10 protein-coding genes are annotated in these 16,117 nt (G+C 64.9%); 2 read left to right on the forward strand and 8 right to left on the reverse strand.

Annotation, left to right across the window (positions count from 1 at the left end; genetic code table 11):
• Positions 1-49: 49 nt before the first annotated feature.
• Genes nadE through asnB form a run of 4 tightly spaced genes read right to left on the reverse strand, consistent with a single transcriptional unit; the run spans position 50 to position 4,856 of the window.
• Positions 50-1,054 (reverse strand): NAD(+) synthase, encoded by a 1,005-nt coding sequence (gene nadE / locus IHE39_RS25330; RefSeq protein ID WP_192568438.1) that lies wholly within the window; start codon positions 1,052-1,054, stop codon positions 50-52.
• Positions 1,051-2,586: a class I adenylate-forming enzyme family protein gene (locus IHE39_RS25335; protein ID WP_192568439.1), complete on the reverse strand. Its 1,536-nt coding sequence runs from the start codon at positions 2,584-2,586 to the stop codon at positions 1,051-1,053. Before IHE39_RS25335 ends, nadE begins: the two co-directional genes overlap by 4 nt.
• 19 nt (positions 2,587-2,605) lie before the next feature.
• On the reverse strand, positions 2,606-2,890 hold the full coding sequence (locus IHE39_RS25340; protein WP_184767049.1) for an acyl carrier protein: 285 nt from the start codon (positions 2,888-2,890) through the stop codon (positions 2,606-2,608).
• 22 nt (positions 2,891-2,912) lie between these two features.
• Positions 2,913-4,856 carry an asparagine synthase (glutamine-hydrolyzing) gene (gene asnB / locus IHE39_RS25345; protein WP_192568440.1) on the reverse strand — a complete coding sequence of 648 codons (1,944 nt, stop codon included), beginning with the start codon at positions 4,854-4,856 and terminating at the stop codon, positions 2,913-2,915.
• Positions 4,857-5,140: 284 nt separating this feature from the next.
• On the opposite strand from asnB, the gene IHE39_RS25350 reads away from it, so the two are divergent.
• Positions 5,141-5,830 (forward strand): N5-glutamine methyltransferase family protein, encoded by a 690-nt coding sequence (locus IHE39_RS25350; protein WP_184767047.1) that lies wholly within the window; start codon positions 5,141-5,143, stop codon positions 5,828-5,830.
• Between the two features lie 78 nt (positions 5,831-5,908).
• The gene (locus IHE39_RS25355; RefSeq protein WP_192568441.1) at positions 5,909-7,024 is read left to right on the forward strand and encodes a hypothetical protein; all 1,116 of its coding nucleotides are present in this window, start codon (positions 5,909-5,911) and stop codon (positions 7,022-7,024) included.
• Between the two features lie 21 nt (positions 7,025-7,045).
• Here IHE39_RS25355 and IHE39_RS25360 read toward each other — a convergent pair whose 3' ends face one another.
• The 4 genes from IHE39_RS25360 to IHE39_RS25375 all read right to left on the reverse strand — a co-directional run bounded on the left by IHE39_RS25360 (position 7,046) and on the right by IHE39_RS25375 (position 16,057).
• Complete coding sequence (locus tag IHE39_RS25360) at positions 7,046-9,388, reverse strand: tetratricopeptide repeat protein (protein ID WP_192568442.1); 2,343 nt, start codon at positions 9,386-9,388, stop codon at positions 7,046-7,048.
• A gap of 61 nt (positions 9,389-9,449) precedes the next feature.
• A complete protein-coding gene (locus IHE39_RS25365) occupies positions 9,450-11,633 on the reverse strand; it encodes a tetratricopeptide repeat protein (RefSeq protein ID WP_192568443.1) in 2,184 nt (727 codons plus the stop codon).
• Between the two features lie 165 nt (positions 11,634-11,798).
• Positions 11,799-13,691 (reverse strand): hypothetical protein, encoded by a 1,893-nt coding sequence (locus IHE39_RS25370; RefSeq protein ID WP_192568444.1) that lies wholly within the window; start codon positions 13,689-13,691, stop codon positions 11,799-11,801.
• Positions 13,688-16,057 carry a lipopolysaccharide biosynthesis protein gene (locus IHE39_RS25375; protein WP_192568445.1) on the reverse strand — a complete coding sequence of 790 codons (2,370 nt, stop codon included), beginning with the start codon at positions 16,055-16,057 and terminating at the stop codon, positions 13,688-13,690. Before IHE39_RS25375 ends, IHE39_RS25370 begins: the two co-directional genes overlap by 4 nt.
• Positions 16,058-16,117 lie beyond the last annotated feature (60 nt).

Below are 16,117 nucleotides of genomic sequence, written 5' to 3' on the forward strand. Positions count from 1 at the left end.
AGGCGCCGCCGGGCAACACAGATGCGCCGGCGGTGGCATCAGTTCCTTCTCAGATTTCCGGCACCGCATCGACCAGTAGCGGGCCGCTGTGCAGGTAGCGCGTCGTCTTGCGCTTGGAAGCGATGTCGGTCCACACGCGACCAACCTGCTCGGCGGTCAATCCCGCAGCACGGCCAACCTCTTCCGCCGAAATGCCATTGTTCAGCCCATAGAGGCAAAGGTCCATGCGGTCGTAGGGCAAGGAGAAATAAAATTCCTCCTGCGTCTGCTGCAGCGAATAGGTGTCGGTGGTCGGCGGGCGCCGGCGGATCTCCTCGGGCACGCCAAGATGCGCGGCCAGCTGGTAGACCTGCGACTTGTAGAGATGGGCGATCGGCTTGACGTCGGCGGCACCATCGCCGTTCTTGACGAAGAAGCCCTGGTCGTATTCGAGCCGGTTCGGCGTGCCGATGACGGCATAGTTGAGCCGGTCGGCGTGAAAATACTCGACCTGCTTGCGGGTGCGCTGCTTCATGTTGGTGGCGGCAACGATGCCGAGATAGACATGCGGCGGCATGCGCAGCTTGGTCTGCTTGCCCTCGGGATCCTGCACCACCAGCGACGAGATGTTATAGCCGCCCTCATTGGTCAGCGCGTTGGCGATGACGATCTTGCAAGCCCAACCAGCGCCGTATTCGGGCACGAGTTCGCGGATGAAGGCGTCGCGACGCTCGTAGCAGCCCATCGCCTCGAGCGTCGGGCCGATATTCTCAACGACAGCCGATATGCCGAAGGTTTCGGCGACGAGCCGTCCAAGACGCAGGCTTTCGGGGTCGGAATCGTCCTCCGGCATGAACAGCGCAAAGACGTTCTTGGCGCCAACTGCCCGTACAGCCAATGCCGCGCTCACGCTTGAATCGACGCCGCCCGAAAGGCCGAGCACGAGGCCGCGCCGGCGCAGCGTGCCTGTCAGCTGGCTGCGCAGGGCAGCAGCGATCCTCGCCGCTTCGGCCTCCGGATCGATGGTCAGCGTCGCTGTCCCGAAACTGCCGGTCTGGGCCAGTGGCATGTTCATTGCGTCGGCTCCATGGATTCGGCGGCCAGACGCCGGCTGACCTTGCCGGTGTCGGTCCTGGGCAATTCGGATCGGAACTCGATGATCTTCGGCACCATGAAATCCTCGAGATTGGCCTGGCAGTGGCGCAGGATTTCACGCTGGCTGAGGTTGGGATCGGACAGCACGATCAGCGCGCCGATGGCATGGCCGAGGATGGGATCGGGCACGCCGATCACCACCGCCTCGGCAACGCCGGGACAGGCATGCAGTACCGCCTCGACCTCCTTCGGCGCGACCTTTTCGCCGCGCGTCTTGATGATGTCGTCTTTGCGCCCGACGAAGTAGAGAAAACCCTCGGCGTCGCGGCGGAACAGGTCGCCGGTGTAGAGCAGCTTTTCCCAAGGGTTGAAGCCCGGGCGCAGCATGCGGTTGGTCGCCTCCGCGTTCTCCCAGTAGCCCTGCATGACGTGGGGCCCGCGAATGACCAGCTCGCCCGGCGTGTCGGGCGGCACCGGTTGGCCGTAGTCGTCGACAACGAAGGCCTCGGTGTTGGGGATTGCGATGCCGACTGAGCCGGGACGCCGGTCCAGTTCCGCCGGCGGCAAATAGGTGCAGCGCTTGCACTCGGTCAGGCCATACATGGAATAGAGGCGGACACCAGTGAACAGCTCGCGCAACCTGGCAATATGCGCCGGCGGCAGGGCGGCCGCGGTATTGGTGACGTAGCGCAGGCTGGGCAGGAAGCCCGGCTTGATGTCGCGCATCTGCAGGATCAGCGCCGCCATGGTCGGGACCAGCGGGAAACCTGTGACGTTCTCGGTGCGGATGACGTCGAAAATCGCCTGCGGGAAGGAGAACGACTTTTCGAGCACCAGTGTCGCACCCATTTTGACCGACATGATCAGTTGGTAGAGGCCATAGTCGAAGGCCAACGGCAGGACGTTGAGGATGATGTCGTCTGATGTGTTCTCGAGATAGGTGGTGATCGAGCCGGCCGCTGCCTCGATGTTGCGATGGGTCATCATCACGCCCTTGGGCCGGCCGGTCGAGCCCGAGGTGTAGATCAGCATGGCAAGGTCGACATCGATGCCGCCATGACGGGGCGGCTCGGCGCTGCCTTGCAGGCATTCTTCGAACGAGACGGCACCTTCAGGCGCCTTGCCGCCGGCGGCCGTCGACACGACGACCAACTCGCTGCCATCGCCGGCCTCGGTGACCACAGGCAGCAGCCGGGCCTGGGTTAGCACGGCGCGCGCGCGGCAGTTGCCGATGATGAAGTCGAGCTTGTCGGCCTTGGTCGACGGATTGATCGGGCTGAAGACGGCACCGGCCTTGGCGATGGCGAACACCGACACCGCGGCTTCCCAGCAATTGTCCATGAAGACCAGCACGCGGTCGCCACGGCCGACGCCGAGATCGGCGAGCGCTGCCGCCAGCCGGTCCGACATGCGGTCGAGCTCGGCATAGGTAAGGCGCACGTCGCGGGCAATCAGCGCGGTCTTGTCGCCCCGCGACCGTGCACTGTCGCGTAAGAATTGCTCCAGTCGCATTGCCCCCTCCCGGACGCCTTCAGGCGGCGCCAGCTGCCTGTTTGATCGGCTGCGCCGCCTGCTTGGCCTCGATGAAGGCGGCGATCCGCACCAAAGAGTCGAGATTGGCCGGAACGATGTCGGAATCCGCCATTTCGAGCCCGAACTGGTCCTCGATATAGGTCACCAGCTCGAGCACCCCCGTAGAGTCGATCACCCCGCTTTCGATCAGCGAAACGTCGTCGGCGAGCGCATAGGACGTGTCCCCGAACAGGAAGTTGTCGATGATGAAGGCTTTGACTGTGTCTTTGACCTGCTGCGTCATGCTCTCTCCTTTTGCTCCATCGTCAGGCAGCCTCGGTGACATCGGACCTGGATCCGGCGAATGACCGGTTCCACAGCTGCGTCGACAGGATGCCGACGAAGGCAGCGTTGTCCCGGAAGCCCGATACCGCTTGCTGCCGGCACTTTTCGGTCAGCTTCCTTACCGTTGAAACGTCGAAGAATCCTGAATCGGTGATCGCTTCGGAACTCATCGCCTCGCGCAACCACACCGGCTCGCTGGCTCCGACGAAGGATTGCGAATCCGGGGCGCGGTAGGGCTGCTTTGTCCGGCTGCTGATCGAAGGCGGCAACAAGTCCTTGGTCGCCTCGCGCAAAATGTGCTTTTCGACCAGCCCCTTGAGCTTCAAGCCGGGCGGCAGCCGGCTGGCAAACTCTACAAGGCGGTGGTCGAGGAACGGGAAGCGCCCCTCGATGCCATGCGCCATCGCCATGCGGTCGCCCTGGCTCGACAGGATGTAGCCCGGCAGCAAGAAGCGGCTTTCGAGATATTGCGCCTGGTGCAACGGGTGCCAGCGCGCGAAACGTTCGGGTAGCCGGGACGCGAGCTCGGCGGCTGCATCGTAGGATGCGAGCTTGGCGCGCAGGTCCGCTGAAAAGAACAGCTTGGCTGCTGCGGTGTTGCGCATACGCGGGCGGTGCGAATAGAGCGGATCGTCGAGGCTGTCCTTGCCGGCGCCGAAGAAGGCGGCGAGATAGGCCGCAGACTGCTTCTGCAGGCCTGGCAGGTAGGGATAGAGCTTGCGGAACAGATGCGGCCGGCTGGTCGAACCGGGCTGGCGGTCGCAGAAGCGCCGCACCAGCGTTTCCTTGAAGATGTCGTAGCCGGCGAACACCTCGTCGGCCCCCTCGCCCGTCAGCACCACCTTGATGCCCTTGGCGCGGACGAGCCCGGAGAGCTGGTAGAGCGGCGCCGGCGCCGTACGGATGACCGGGCGCTCGGTGGCGTTGATCACCTCTGGAAAGATCGAAGCGATGTCGCCGGGGCCGACATTTACCGCGCTGTGGTGCGATCCGATGGCGAGCGCCATTTCTTCCTGGAACTCGCTTTCGTCATGCTCGGCGCTATCGAAGGTCACCGAAAAAGTGCGCAGCCCGCCGGCGGCCATCGGCGCTGCCAGTGCCGAGACGATGGAGGAATCGAGGCCGCCCGACAAATAGGAGCCGACGGTCACGTCGGCGCGCATGCGGATGCGGGTCGCATCGGTCAAAAGTGCCCTCAGTTCCTCCGCCGCTTGCACTTCATCGCGCGGCGCCCGGCCGGCTTCGGCATCGGGGAAATCGAGCTGCCAGTAGGGACGCGTGACGAATCCGCCTTTGTCGGCGATCATGATGTGTGCGGGTTCGAGCTCGTAGACGTTCTTGAAGGCGGTGCGCGGCGCGATCGGCGCCCAGATCGTGAATATCTGGTCGAGCGCGATCTCGTCGAGCTCGGCAACGAAACCCGGCACCTTGGCAAACGCCTTGACCTCGGAGGCAAAATACAAGGTGCCGCGCACGTGCGTGTAGAACAGCGGCCGCACCCCCATCCGGTCGCGGGCCAGGAACATGCGCTGGCGTGACGCGTCCCAGATGGCAAAGGCGAAGTCGCCATTCATCACGTCGACGCAATCGGGGCCCATCTCCTCATAGAGATGCAGGATAACCTCGGTATCGCTTCCGGTACGGAACCGGCGGCCACGCGCCTTCAGTTCGTCGCGCAGCTCGACATAGTTGAAAATCTCGCCGTTGAAGGCGATGTGAAGGTCGCCCGAGGCGCTGGCCATCGGCTGCTGGCCGTCGCCAAGCCCGACGACCGACAGGCGTGCATGGCCAAGGCCGGCCGACGGACAGACGAATACGCCCTGCTCGTCGGGGCCCCTGTGGGCGATGTTGCCTGTCATGCGCTGCAGCAGCTTTTCAGCCGCCGCTGGCTCGACATCTCCGAGATACCCGACAAATCCACACATACGCAGGGACTCTGTTCCGCCAGTGCGACGAGCGCACGTGTTTAGCGCAGGTTAACCAATGCTAGGAAAGCACACTTCCGATATCAAAACACATCACAAAGCCGATAGTCTCGGTTTCGCGACCGGAGATACGGTAGTAGATATTGATAGAAGGTTCTTTGTGTCATGACTTGTATGAACAAGTCATGTTGATGACAATGATGCCTGACAAAAGCATTGATCGGTTGACGATCCGGGGCGCTAGGGTTGTCATGGGCAGGGTTTAGGACTTGGCGAGGGCAACAATGCATATCGTTGAGAACAACGGCGGCAAGTCGGGAATTGCGCTGCACAAATTCATGGACATCGAGCTCGAACTGGGGCCCGACGTGCTCGTGCCGCGCGAGGAAACCGAAATTCTCGGTCGTGCCGCGATCGGCCTCCTCGGTGGCCGCGATCCTGGCATCAAGGTGATCGACATGTGCTGCGGCTCCGGCAATCTCGGCCTGGCGATCGCCGGCAAGGTGCCGGGCGCGCGGGTGTGGAGCGCCGACCTGACCGACAGCACTGTGGCCACCGCCCGCCGCAATGCCGACCGCCTCGGCGTGGCGGACCGGGTGACCATCGCCCAGGGCGACCTGTTCGGCGCGTTCGAAGGGCTCGATCTTGCCGGTTCGATGGACCTGGTCGTCTGCAATCCACCCTACATTTCGTCGGCGCGCCTCGAGGGCGACCGCAGCGAGTTGCTTGAGTCCGAGCCGAGGGAAGCCTTCGACGGCGGCCCCTATGGCCTCTCCATCCACCAGCGGCTGATCCGCGACGCCGCGGCGTTCCTGAAGCCGGGCGGATGGCTGGCCTTTGAATTCGGCGAGGGCCAGGACCGCCAGGTCGCCGCGCTGCTTGCCCGCGCCCGCGCTTATGCGCCGGTCGAATTCGTCGCCGACGCCGCCAAGACACCGCGCGTGGCCATCGCCCGCAAACTCGACCCCGCGTGACCGGAGTTCGAACTTCACCCTTCCTAGATGTTTCCCGCCTAAGCCATTGCTGCCGTGAAATGACCGAGGCTTCGCCCGATGCCTGAAATTCGTCCATTGCAGGCCGCCGATCTCGCGGTCGTCGCTGACATGTTCCAGCGTGTGCTGCGCAAACGGCGCACACCCACGCCCGCGTCCCTGCCCGGCTACCTCCAGCGGCTCTATCTCGACTCCACCGACGGTACGGCCGGATCGCCGTCGCTTGTCCATGTCGCCGACGATGGCCGCATATCGGGCTTCATCGGTGTCACTTCACTGCCCATGCGTTTCAACGACAAGAAGCTGAACGCCTCGATATGCGGCTCGCTGATGGTCGACGAGGACCAGCGCAACGACCTTTCCGGCGCAAGGCTGCTCAAGGCATTTCTTGCTGGCCCGCAGGATCTGTCGTTCAGCGAGACGGCGAGCGACGTCACCGCCAGCATGTGGACGACGTTGCGCGGCTCGATCCTGCCGGATTACAGCCTCGACTGGATCAAGGTGTTCAGGCCGGTCGCCTTCGCTGTTGCCGGCGCCAAGCAGCGCATGCCCATCGCACGCCTTGGAGCTCCAGTGGCCCGCGCCGTCGATGCCTGCCTCGGCCTTCGCCGCAGCGGCGAGTTTTCACGCTGGTTCGGCGCCGGCGACGCGACGGCATCGCAAGGTCGCTACACGGTTTCGGACATCGACGCCGACGGCTTCGCCGGACAGCTCGACAAGTTCACTTCGCGCCTGGCGGTTCACCCTGCGTGGGACGAGAAATCGCTGTCTCGCATCATGTCGGATGCCTCGGCCAAGAAGGATTTTGGCGACATCTTCCGCTGTACCGTGGCGGCGCGCACCGGCGCGATCATCGGGGCCTTCATCTACTTTGGCCGGCCTGGCGACATCGGCCACGTCCTGCAGGTTCTGGCCCTGCCCGGCCAGGCTGGTGCAGTGATCGATTGCCTGATCAACCATGCCGCCGGCGCAGGCCTCGCCGGCATCAGAGGCAGAACCCAGCCGGCACTGCTGGAAGCGATGCTCGGCCGGCGGATCATCTTCATCAACGTCAACTCGACGGTCGTGCATTCCCGTGATCCAGAACTCGTTCGCCAGTTCCAGGCCGGCAACGGTTTCTTCAACGGGCTCGTTGGCGAGCATTGGAGCCGGATCTTCGGCGACCACTTCGACTGACGGCTGGGCTGTCGGGCCGGACTAGAACGCGTAGGACAGGACGTCGCCCGCCTGGCTGCTCATCGGCCCAAAGCGGCAGGCGTTAGGCACCGACTTCTCCGCGCAGTAGCGATTGACGGCACGCGTTGTCGTGCCGCTCAATACGCCGGTGACCGGTCCCTTGTAGAAACCCGCCTGCTTGAGCTGCTGCTGCGCCAGGTAGATGTAGCCATTCGGATGGGTGGTTCGCATCATCCGAACCAGCGACTGGCGCTGCTCGACGGAGAGTTCTGGAATGCGCGCGGCGATCGACTGATAGTCCTGGCGGCCGGAGCCTGCGGCAGCAAACAGCATTTCCTCGACAAGGCGGTCGCCACGCGACAGCCACGGCGACACGCCGGCGATCAACTGTTCGGCACGTTTCGGATCGGCCTTGATGAAGGTCGTGCGGCCGTAGCGGCGACCATCGCGATAATAACTGATCAGGTGGCGGGCTGCGGCGATATTGCCGCTGCCAGCAGCCTGTTCGAGCAGCGCCACAGCAGCCTTGGCGTCGCGCTTGGTGCCCATGCCGTAGAGCATTGCGTCGGCCAGCGGAATAACGGCGTCGTCCAACCCGGTCGCTTGGGCCTGGCGCAGGGCAGCGACCCCATCGGCCGGCTTGCCGGCATTGCGCAGCAGGCTCTCCGACAGCGCCGACCCCAGAATGAGCAAGCCATAGGGATCGCCTGCCTCTGCCGCCTGGCGATAGTAGCCGGCCGCCTTCTTGCCGTTACTCTGCAACAGCTTGCCTTCGCGATAAAGGTCACCGAGCCTGATCAATCCTTGCGTCCGTCCGAGCGACGCTGCCTCGGCGTATTCGCGCATTGCCGCCTGGATGTCAGGCGGGCCGGCGTCGCCCCGGCTGAGCAAGTCGCCCATCACGACATGCGCCTCGGCTTCGCCGCTCGCGGTCGCAGCCTTCACCATGGCGCGGCCGGCTGCGACATTTTGTGATGTACCTTGGCCGCGCGCCAGCATGGCGCCGGCGCGGACGGCCCCGATGACATCGCCGAGCCCGGCAGCCTGGCGGTAGTAGTCGAGTGCTTTCGCCAGATCCACGGCAACGGTCATGCCGTCGCTGTAGAAGTCGCCCAGGCGTACCAGCGCCTCGGCCTCGTTCAGGCTCGCGGCACGCTCATAGGCAGCGAGCGCCGCATCGCCGTCGACATCGCCCGACTCGGGTTCGCGCAAGAGGTCGCCAAGGCTGATCAGTGCCTGCGGATTGCCGGCATCGGCAAACCGCCGGACGATGTCGCGCCCGCCCGAAACGTCGCGCAAGGTGCCCAACCCATGCGCAGTCATCTCGCCTGCCCGCAAAGCGGCGCGCGTGTTGCCCGATTCGGCGGCGCGCTTGTAGTAGCCAAGGCCAGTGCCGGCATCGGTCGCCACCGGCGACTGCATCATGCCGCTGTAGACGTCGCCCAGGAACGTCAGCGCTTCTGCGTCGCCGGCATCGGCAAGGCCCTTGATCAAGGCCAGCCCGCCATCGACGTCCTGGCGGGTGCCCTGGCCACGGAACGTCAGTTCGGCGACGCGCAGCTTGCCGAAGGATTGTCCCTGCTCCGCGGCCTTCTGGTAGAATTCGAAGGCTTTGGCATAGTCGGGCTTGCCGGCGCGGCCGCTGCCGTAGAGATCGGCAAGCCGCAGCAAGGCATCGGCATGCCCGAGGGCGGCGGCCTTGGCATAAGCGGTTTCCGCCTGCTCAGTGTCGGGCGCACCGGCATCGGCGTCGTTCATCAGGTCGCCGAGCAATACGAGCGCATGCATGTTGCCGCGATCGGCCAGCGACCGAATCTGCGTCAGCCCCGCCTCCCTATCCCTGGCGATGCCCTGCCCGCGTGCCAGCATCTCGCCGCTGCGCAGGATGCCGGTTTCGTTGCCGACCGCGGCGGCACGGCGGTAATAGTCGTAGGCGCGCGGCAGGTCGAGCGGGATCGCCCGGCTGTCGACATGACTGTAGAGACCGCCTAGCGAAGCAAGTGCTGCTCCATCGCCGGCGGACGCCACCTCCTCGATGGCCGACAGACCCGCGCTGATGTCCCGCTCGGTGCCTTCGCCAAGCACGCGCATTTCGCCGACGCGGAGCCGGGCAGCGGCGCTGCCGGCGTCCGCCGCCTGACGGTAGTAGTCGAACGCCTTCGCCGGATCGCGATTGGCATTGCCGGCGTTGCTGTAGAGATCGCCGAGCCGCAGCAGCGCATCGGCGTTGACGGCGCGCTCAGTGGCGGCTCCGCCGGATATCGCTGGTGGGCCGGCCTCGGGAGCGGTTTCCGCCGACATGGCTGTGCCCGCCGAAACTGCGGCGAACACTGTCATCAACACCACCTGGCAGATACGCGACAATTCCCACTCCCTGATAGGGCCAACTCCCAGACCAGCGTCGGGCGAGCGACGCCGGTGCCATTCAGTTTTGAACATCTCGCGCTGCAGCCGCCGGATTCTCCGCGTCGACCGCTTTCAGATAATATTCGGCTGCCTTGCCACCGTCGGCTGGAACGCCCTTGCCGTCGCGATAGAGGTCGCCGAGCCTGAGCAAGGCATCGGCGCGCCCCTGGCGGGCGGCATTCTCATAGGCAGCGACTGCGGCATCACCGTCGACCGGTCCTAGCGCACCTGACAGGTGAAGATCGCCTAACACGACATAGGCGTAAGGATCGCCGCCGAGCCCGACCTGCTTGACCAGTTCGAGCCCGGCAACGATGTCCTGACGCGTGCCTTCGCCCCGCGCGGTCATCTCGCCCTGGCGCAGCTTGCCGGTCTCGTCGCCGGCCATACCGGCCCGCCGGTAATAATCGAACGCCTTGGCAGGATCGGCCGGTATCGTCCCACCGAGCCGATAGATGTCGCCGATCCGCACCAGCGCGTCCAGGCGACCCAGTGCCGCCGCCCTCTCGTAGGCCAGCACGGCCCCCGACGCGTCGACCTTGCCGGTCGAGCCGTCGCCCGTCAGAGCTGCCAACGACATCAGCGCATCGCTGTTGCCGGCGTCCGCGACCGCCTTGACCATCTGCAGGCCGCCAGCGACGTCCCTGGGCGTACCTTGGCCGCGTACCATCATCTCGCCGGCATGTACCGCGCCCATCGCGCTGCCAGCTTCGGCGGATTTTCTGTAGTAACCGAAGGCCGTAGCCGCATTGGCCGGCAACAGGCCGCCAATGCCGCGCTGGTAGAGCCCGCCGAGCAGGTTCATAGCGTCGGCATCGCCCGCGTCGGCGAGCGAATTCATCTGCGCCAAACCCGCGACGACGTTGCGATCGGTGCCCTGCCCGAGAACCGTCATTTCGCCGACGCGCAACTTGCCGGTCAAGTTGCCGGCCTGCGAAGCCCTGACATAGTAGGCGAAAGCCTTGGGCGGATCGGAGGCGATCGCGCCGTTGCGGCTATAGAGGTCGCCGAGCCTGACCAGCGCATCGCTGTGACCCAGCGAAGCCGCCTTTTCATAGGATGTGACGGCGGCAGCAATATCGACGGGGGCGACAGCCGCATCGCTGAGCAGGTCGCCGAGCGCGATCAGTGCGAAGGTGTCGCCACGGTCGGCAAGGCCGGTCAGCATCGTCCGCCCGGCCTGATAAGATTGGCTGGTGCCGCGCCCGCGCGCCAGCATCTCGCCGGTGCGCAGGAGGCCGGTCTCGTCGCCGCTGTCGGCGGCACGGCGGAAATAGCCGAAGGCCTTGCCGAGATCGATGGCGATGACGCCGCCATCGGCGCGGCTGTAGAGCGAGCCGAGCAGAACCAGCCCGGCAGGGTTGCGCGTGCGCGCCACCACTTCCTCGATCATCGCAAGCCCAGCAGCGACGTCCTGCGTTGCCCCCTGCCCAATGGCGATCATCTCGCCGACACGCAGCTTGCCGGCGTCATAGCTCAGCGCTGCGGCCTTGCGGTAAAAGCCGAGCGCCTTTTCCGGCTCCATCGCGACCATGCCCTGACCACCGGGGCGGTACAGGTCGCCAAGCAGCACCAGCGCCTCGGGATTGCCGGCATCGGCGAGCGCGCCGATCATGGCGAGGCCCTTGCCGGTGTCGCGGGCAACGCCTTGGCCGCGCGCCAGCATTTCGCCGACACGCAGCTTGCCATTGGGGTTGCCGGCTTTGGCGGCCTGGTCGTAGAACAGATAGGCACGCTTCGGGTCGGCGGCGACGACCCTGCCTTCGCGATACAGGTCGCCAAGCCGCATCAAGGCTTCCGAACTGCCCATGCTCGCCGCCCGCAGGTAAAGCTCGGATGCCGCGTACGGGTCAGCCGGTGCGTCCTTGACGACGCCGATCAGGTCCGACGGCGAGATGACCGCGTAGATGGCGGCAGGCCGGCCCGGATTGTCGAGGCCGCGATAATAAGCAAGTGCCGCTTCGGCTGCCGCAGCCGTCGTCTTGCCGTCGCGGTAGAGGTCGCCCAGCGCGATGTACGACGCCGCAAGTGCCTGCATGAAGCCGTCGCGGGCGTCTACCTTGGATTTGGTGGCCTGGATGGCATGGGGTCCGGCAGGTGACGCCAGGCCCAGCGCCGGCGAGGTTGGAGCCTGTCCGGCGGGACTGGCTTCAGCTATTCCCGACACAACAACGCTGGCAACCAACAACCAGCCGATACGCATGGGCCCAAGCTCCCAACAGCGGACTGCATCCAAGGATGCGCCGCAGCTAATATGAAACAGTCATTGCATTTATCCGGCAAGAGCATTCTTCAACTGAGGCGTTCACGAAGCCGTATCCTCGGCAGTACCCGTCCGCTTCTTCATCCGTAAACTTCGGCGCGCCCATCACTTGATCCATTCGCCCATCCCGATCCCCGGATCATTCGGCGCAAAGACGCTCGCATCGCCTGTGGCGCGGACCAGACGGAACCGCGCCGAGCCGCGCAGGGCCTTCTCGATCGCGTCGAGCGAGCCCTTCGGCATCACGCCGAGATCGTCGACATAAGCCTTCTGGCTGCGCGTGATGATGATGAAGGCAGAGCCTGCCGGCACCGCTCGCAACCAGTCCCCCAACTCCGCCGCCGGATCGGCGAGAACCGCTGAAATGGACTGCTTGCTCTCGTTGGAGATCGGCACGTAAGTGAAGTTCTCGTAGTTCATGAACTGCTCGGGATAGTTCGGGGCGCCCTCGACAAGGACCGACCCGGCCGGCGCGTTGCGGTAGAGCCATTCGGACGCCTGCACTTCGGCTTGCGAGAAGGTGTACTGACGGTCCTTGCCATTGTTGGCGAGAACGAAGGCGACCGAGAGCACGGCACCGAACGCACCGATCCCAAACCGCGCGATGGCGTCGCGCTGGGTGCCGGACCACGGGAAGAAAAGTGCCGCCGCAAAGAAGGCCAAAAACGGCAGCGCGAACAAAAAGACGCGGAAAACGATCTCGCCGCCATAGGAGGTGGCGACGATCATGAATGCGGGTGCCAGCGTCAGCACGATGGCCGGCCCGTCGCGATATCCCGCGACAAGCCTGCGCATGCCGCCCAAGACGGCTGCCAAAGCGACCGCACCGGTCAGCGCTCGCGACGCCCAGGACACCACCACCTGCCCCTCGCTGACGATGGAAGTGTCGACCAGACGCTCGCTGATCTCGTTGGTGTCGCCGAAGCGCTGGACCAGTTCGGGCAGGACCGACGCCATGTAGCCGTCGGCGTAGAACAGCAGCCATACCACTTCGACGAGGCCGGCAAAGACGACGTAGCCGAGGCTCAACTGGCCGATGACCCACAGACCGCCAAGGCCCATGAGCACGACGATCGGCGTCAGCGGATGCGTCGCGGTGATCATCACGATCAACGCCATGGCCGCCAGCGAGGCGGCGACACGCACATATGGCGGGACGGCCAGCTTGACCGGCGGCTGGCCGCGCGAGACGAAAGCGAAGTAGCGACCGCAAATCCTGTCAAGGCCGCGCCCCTTGGGGTCGGCCCAGGGGTGCGAGATACTGAGCGGGCCGAGGCAAAGCGCGATCAGCATGAGGTAAAACAGGAAGGCAACGCCCTGCGGCGAAAAGTAATCCTGGCCGATCCAGTTGCCGATGACGAACAGCCACACCCCGCCCCAGACCAACCGGGGATCAGCGGTGAAGCGGCGATAGATCTGCGGCAGCACCAGCACATAGAGAAGGTTGATCGCAGGCGGCGAAAAGCGTGCGATATCAGCCAGCTGGATCGGTTTGATGTCGAACAGGTTGGCGATCGCAGCGCTGACGACGAACAGGCCGGGCCAATTGGCGTAGGCGGCAAGGAACGGCGCCTTGGGGTCGATCTGGCCGTGCCGCTGGACATAATCGACGACACCGACATGCTTCCAGGCCCAAGCGTAACGCAATTCGTCGTAGACGATCGCCGGCGTGCCGTGCAGCAAAAGCACCAGCATGACGATCATCAGCAGCGGCATGCGGGTCTCGCAGACCCCGCGCTTCAGGCTGAAGGCAAAACCGATGCCGACGGCGGCATAGGCCACCCAGACGATGCCGGGCAGGACCGAAATCAGACCGTAGTCATCGACGCCGGCTGGATCGGTGATGAAAAGGACGACCAGCCACAGGGCAAAGGCCAGGCAAAGGCAGGTCAGCGAAAGGCCGGACGACACTGTCGAGGCGCGGCCGGCTTTGGCCAAAGGCGGCAACCGCAGCGCCGGCGACAACGCAAGACTGGCTTCCCTCGTCATCACATTCATATCGCGCCTCCATCGGTGGAGACGATCCTGAGAACACGATCGACGTTCGAAGCAATCCAAAGCCGGCCGACACTTGCATGCACAGGGCTCCGCACCCACCCGCTGACCTGATGCAACCAGACGAGGCCGACCATGGCACGGACCGCTGCGCCATCGCCACTCCAGTCATCTTTCGCATCCGACCCGATGCCAAGCCATTGCCGTTCGTCGTCGCGCCATTGCGACGTCCACAGCAGATCGGCAACGACCGCGCCGAGTGGCTCGGAGCTCACCATCATGCGCGCGGCAATCGCCAGCACGCAGCCGTCGAAGCCCCTTGGCGCGTTGGATCGCGCATTGCCCCATTCGAGCAGGCAGGCAAGCCGGACCGCGTCACCCTCCCCGGCAGCGAAGTTGATGTTTTGCGGCAGCAGGTCGCCGTGGCACCAGCCGAGGCGCACCTGCCGGCCAATCCAGTAGCGGCGCTGCTGGGCAACGAACCGTTCGATTGCCCGTCGCCGTGTCGCAGCCAGCATCGTCGATCCACCGAGACTTGAGAGCTTGGCCGCCGGGCGCTCGACCCATTCGTGGAACCAGACGCCGTCGATGACGCGCGTGGCCGATGTCTGGCCGTGCAACGTGGCTACGGCGTGCGCTGCCGCTTCGAGAGCCGCCTGGCGTTCGGAGGCGCCGCGCAGCAGCACCCGCCCGTCCGTCCCGGGCGCTATGGTCTCGATGCAGTCGACGGCGCCGTCGAGCCGGGTGACGGCCAGCCTTGTCGGCAGCATCGGCCACAATGCCGTGAGACGCGGATCGGCCCGCAGCAGGTCGAGATTGTCGATCAGGCGTTCGAGATAGGCGGCAGCGACCGGATCGCGCGAACTGCGCAGAACGGCATATGTACCTTGCGACCGAACCGGCTCGTGCCTCGCGCTGTCGTCCAGCACCGGCTCACCGAGATAGACAATTTCTGTTCCTTCAGGTCCGTGTTCGGACCTTAGCGCGTGCCAGCCCGAGGCGGCGGAACTTCCCGTCATCGCCAGGAGCGGCCGGAGCTCGGCGTCATCAGGAACTGATACCCCCTGCCTGCGGCCGAAGGGCAGAAACTGGACCGAAAGCGACTTCAACGAAGCGGCGACCGCAAGACCCCAGTCATGCATGCTGTGGCGACGGCTGGTGACAAGGGCGAGCACACCGACACCAAGTGTCACCACCAGCATCGCCAGCAGCCAGGCATGCGCCATGCCGATCGGCCCTTCGCTGCGCACAAGCAGGGCGCCGGCGCCGAGCGCGATGATGAGCATGGCGAATTCGGCGGCCGCCACCGAACGCATCCAGCCCTTGGTGCGGGCGATCGACAGATAGATGGACAGGACCGCGGAGACGACGCTGGCAAGCGTAAACACGCGCAGGATCGAAGCACCTTCGGTGGCATAGGCGGCACCGAACACCGACATGATCGGATGAGCGAACACCAGCATCAGTGCGACCAGACCGAGCAGCGGCAGCACCGACATGACCGCCGCGTCCGCCGCCAGCGAGCGCAGCCGGCCGGCGTCGCTTGCGCCTTCTGCCAGCAGCGAAAGGCCCATCGAACTGCCGACATAATAGAGCGAGGTGAAGATCGTCCAGGCAACGAAGAAGCTGGCGCTCTCGGCGGCGCCGACGAGGTTGAGCACGACCAGCGGTGTCGCCGTCCAGGCCACCATCATCGACACCGAGCCGATATAGTCCCAGCCAAAGAAGCGCGCCATGGCACGGCGGTCGATCAGATGGGCATGCCCTGATACAGCCTGGGTGCTTGGAACAAGGCGTTTGAATATCAACAGGTTGACGGCGACAACGAAGACCAGAACAGGTGCTGTCCACGACAGCGCGATGGCTTCCCATCCGAACCCGGCGAGTGCCAGCGGGATGAGCATGGCGATCTTGACGATCTGGTAGATGGTCTTAGAGACCGGCACCCAGATGGACTGGCGCAAGCCCGACAGCGCGCTGTCCTGCAGCGCAAACACCGACCAGACCGCGACGGTAGCCACGAACCACAAGATGACGCCCACACTCTCCGTCAGCACGTCCAGCTTGGGCATGAAAGCGCCGACGACCAGCAGGAAGACGCCGGCAACGACGACCGAAGCGATGACGGATGTGGCATAGGCAAACAGGATCAGCCGGCCCGCGCGCCCGCCGACCGTCGGCACGAAGCGGACCAGCAGGTTACCGAAATTGAGCTGGGCCGCGTTGGACAGGTTGACGATGGTGGCGGTGATCGCACCGCCAAGGCCTATCGCCTCCTGCGAACAGTAGCGCGCGGCGAGGAACCAGAACGCCAGCCCCAGAACGGCACTGAGGCCGCTGTTGGCGATCAGCGCATAGCCGTTTCGCATCAGCGACGACCCCATCATCGCCGATGGAATGAGTGACCTCCAGCCACCACCACGCCTTCC

Origin of the sequence: Aminobacter carboxidus (genome assembly GCF_014863355.1) — a bacterium.
Classification (GTDB): domain Bacteria; phylum Pseudomonadota; class Alphaproteobacteria; order Rhizobiales; family Rhizobiaceae; genus Aminobacter; species Aminobacter carboxidus.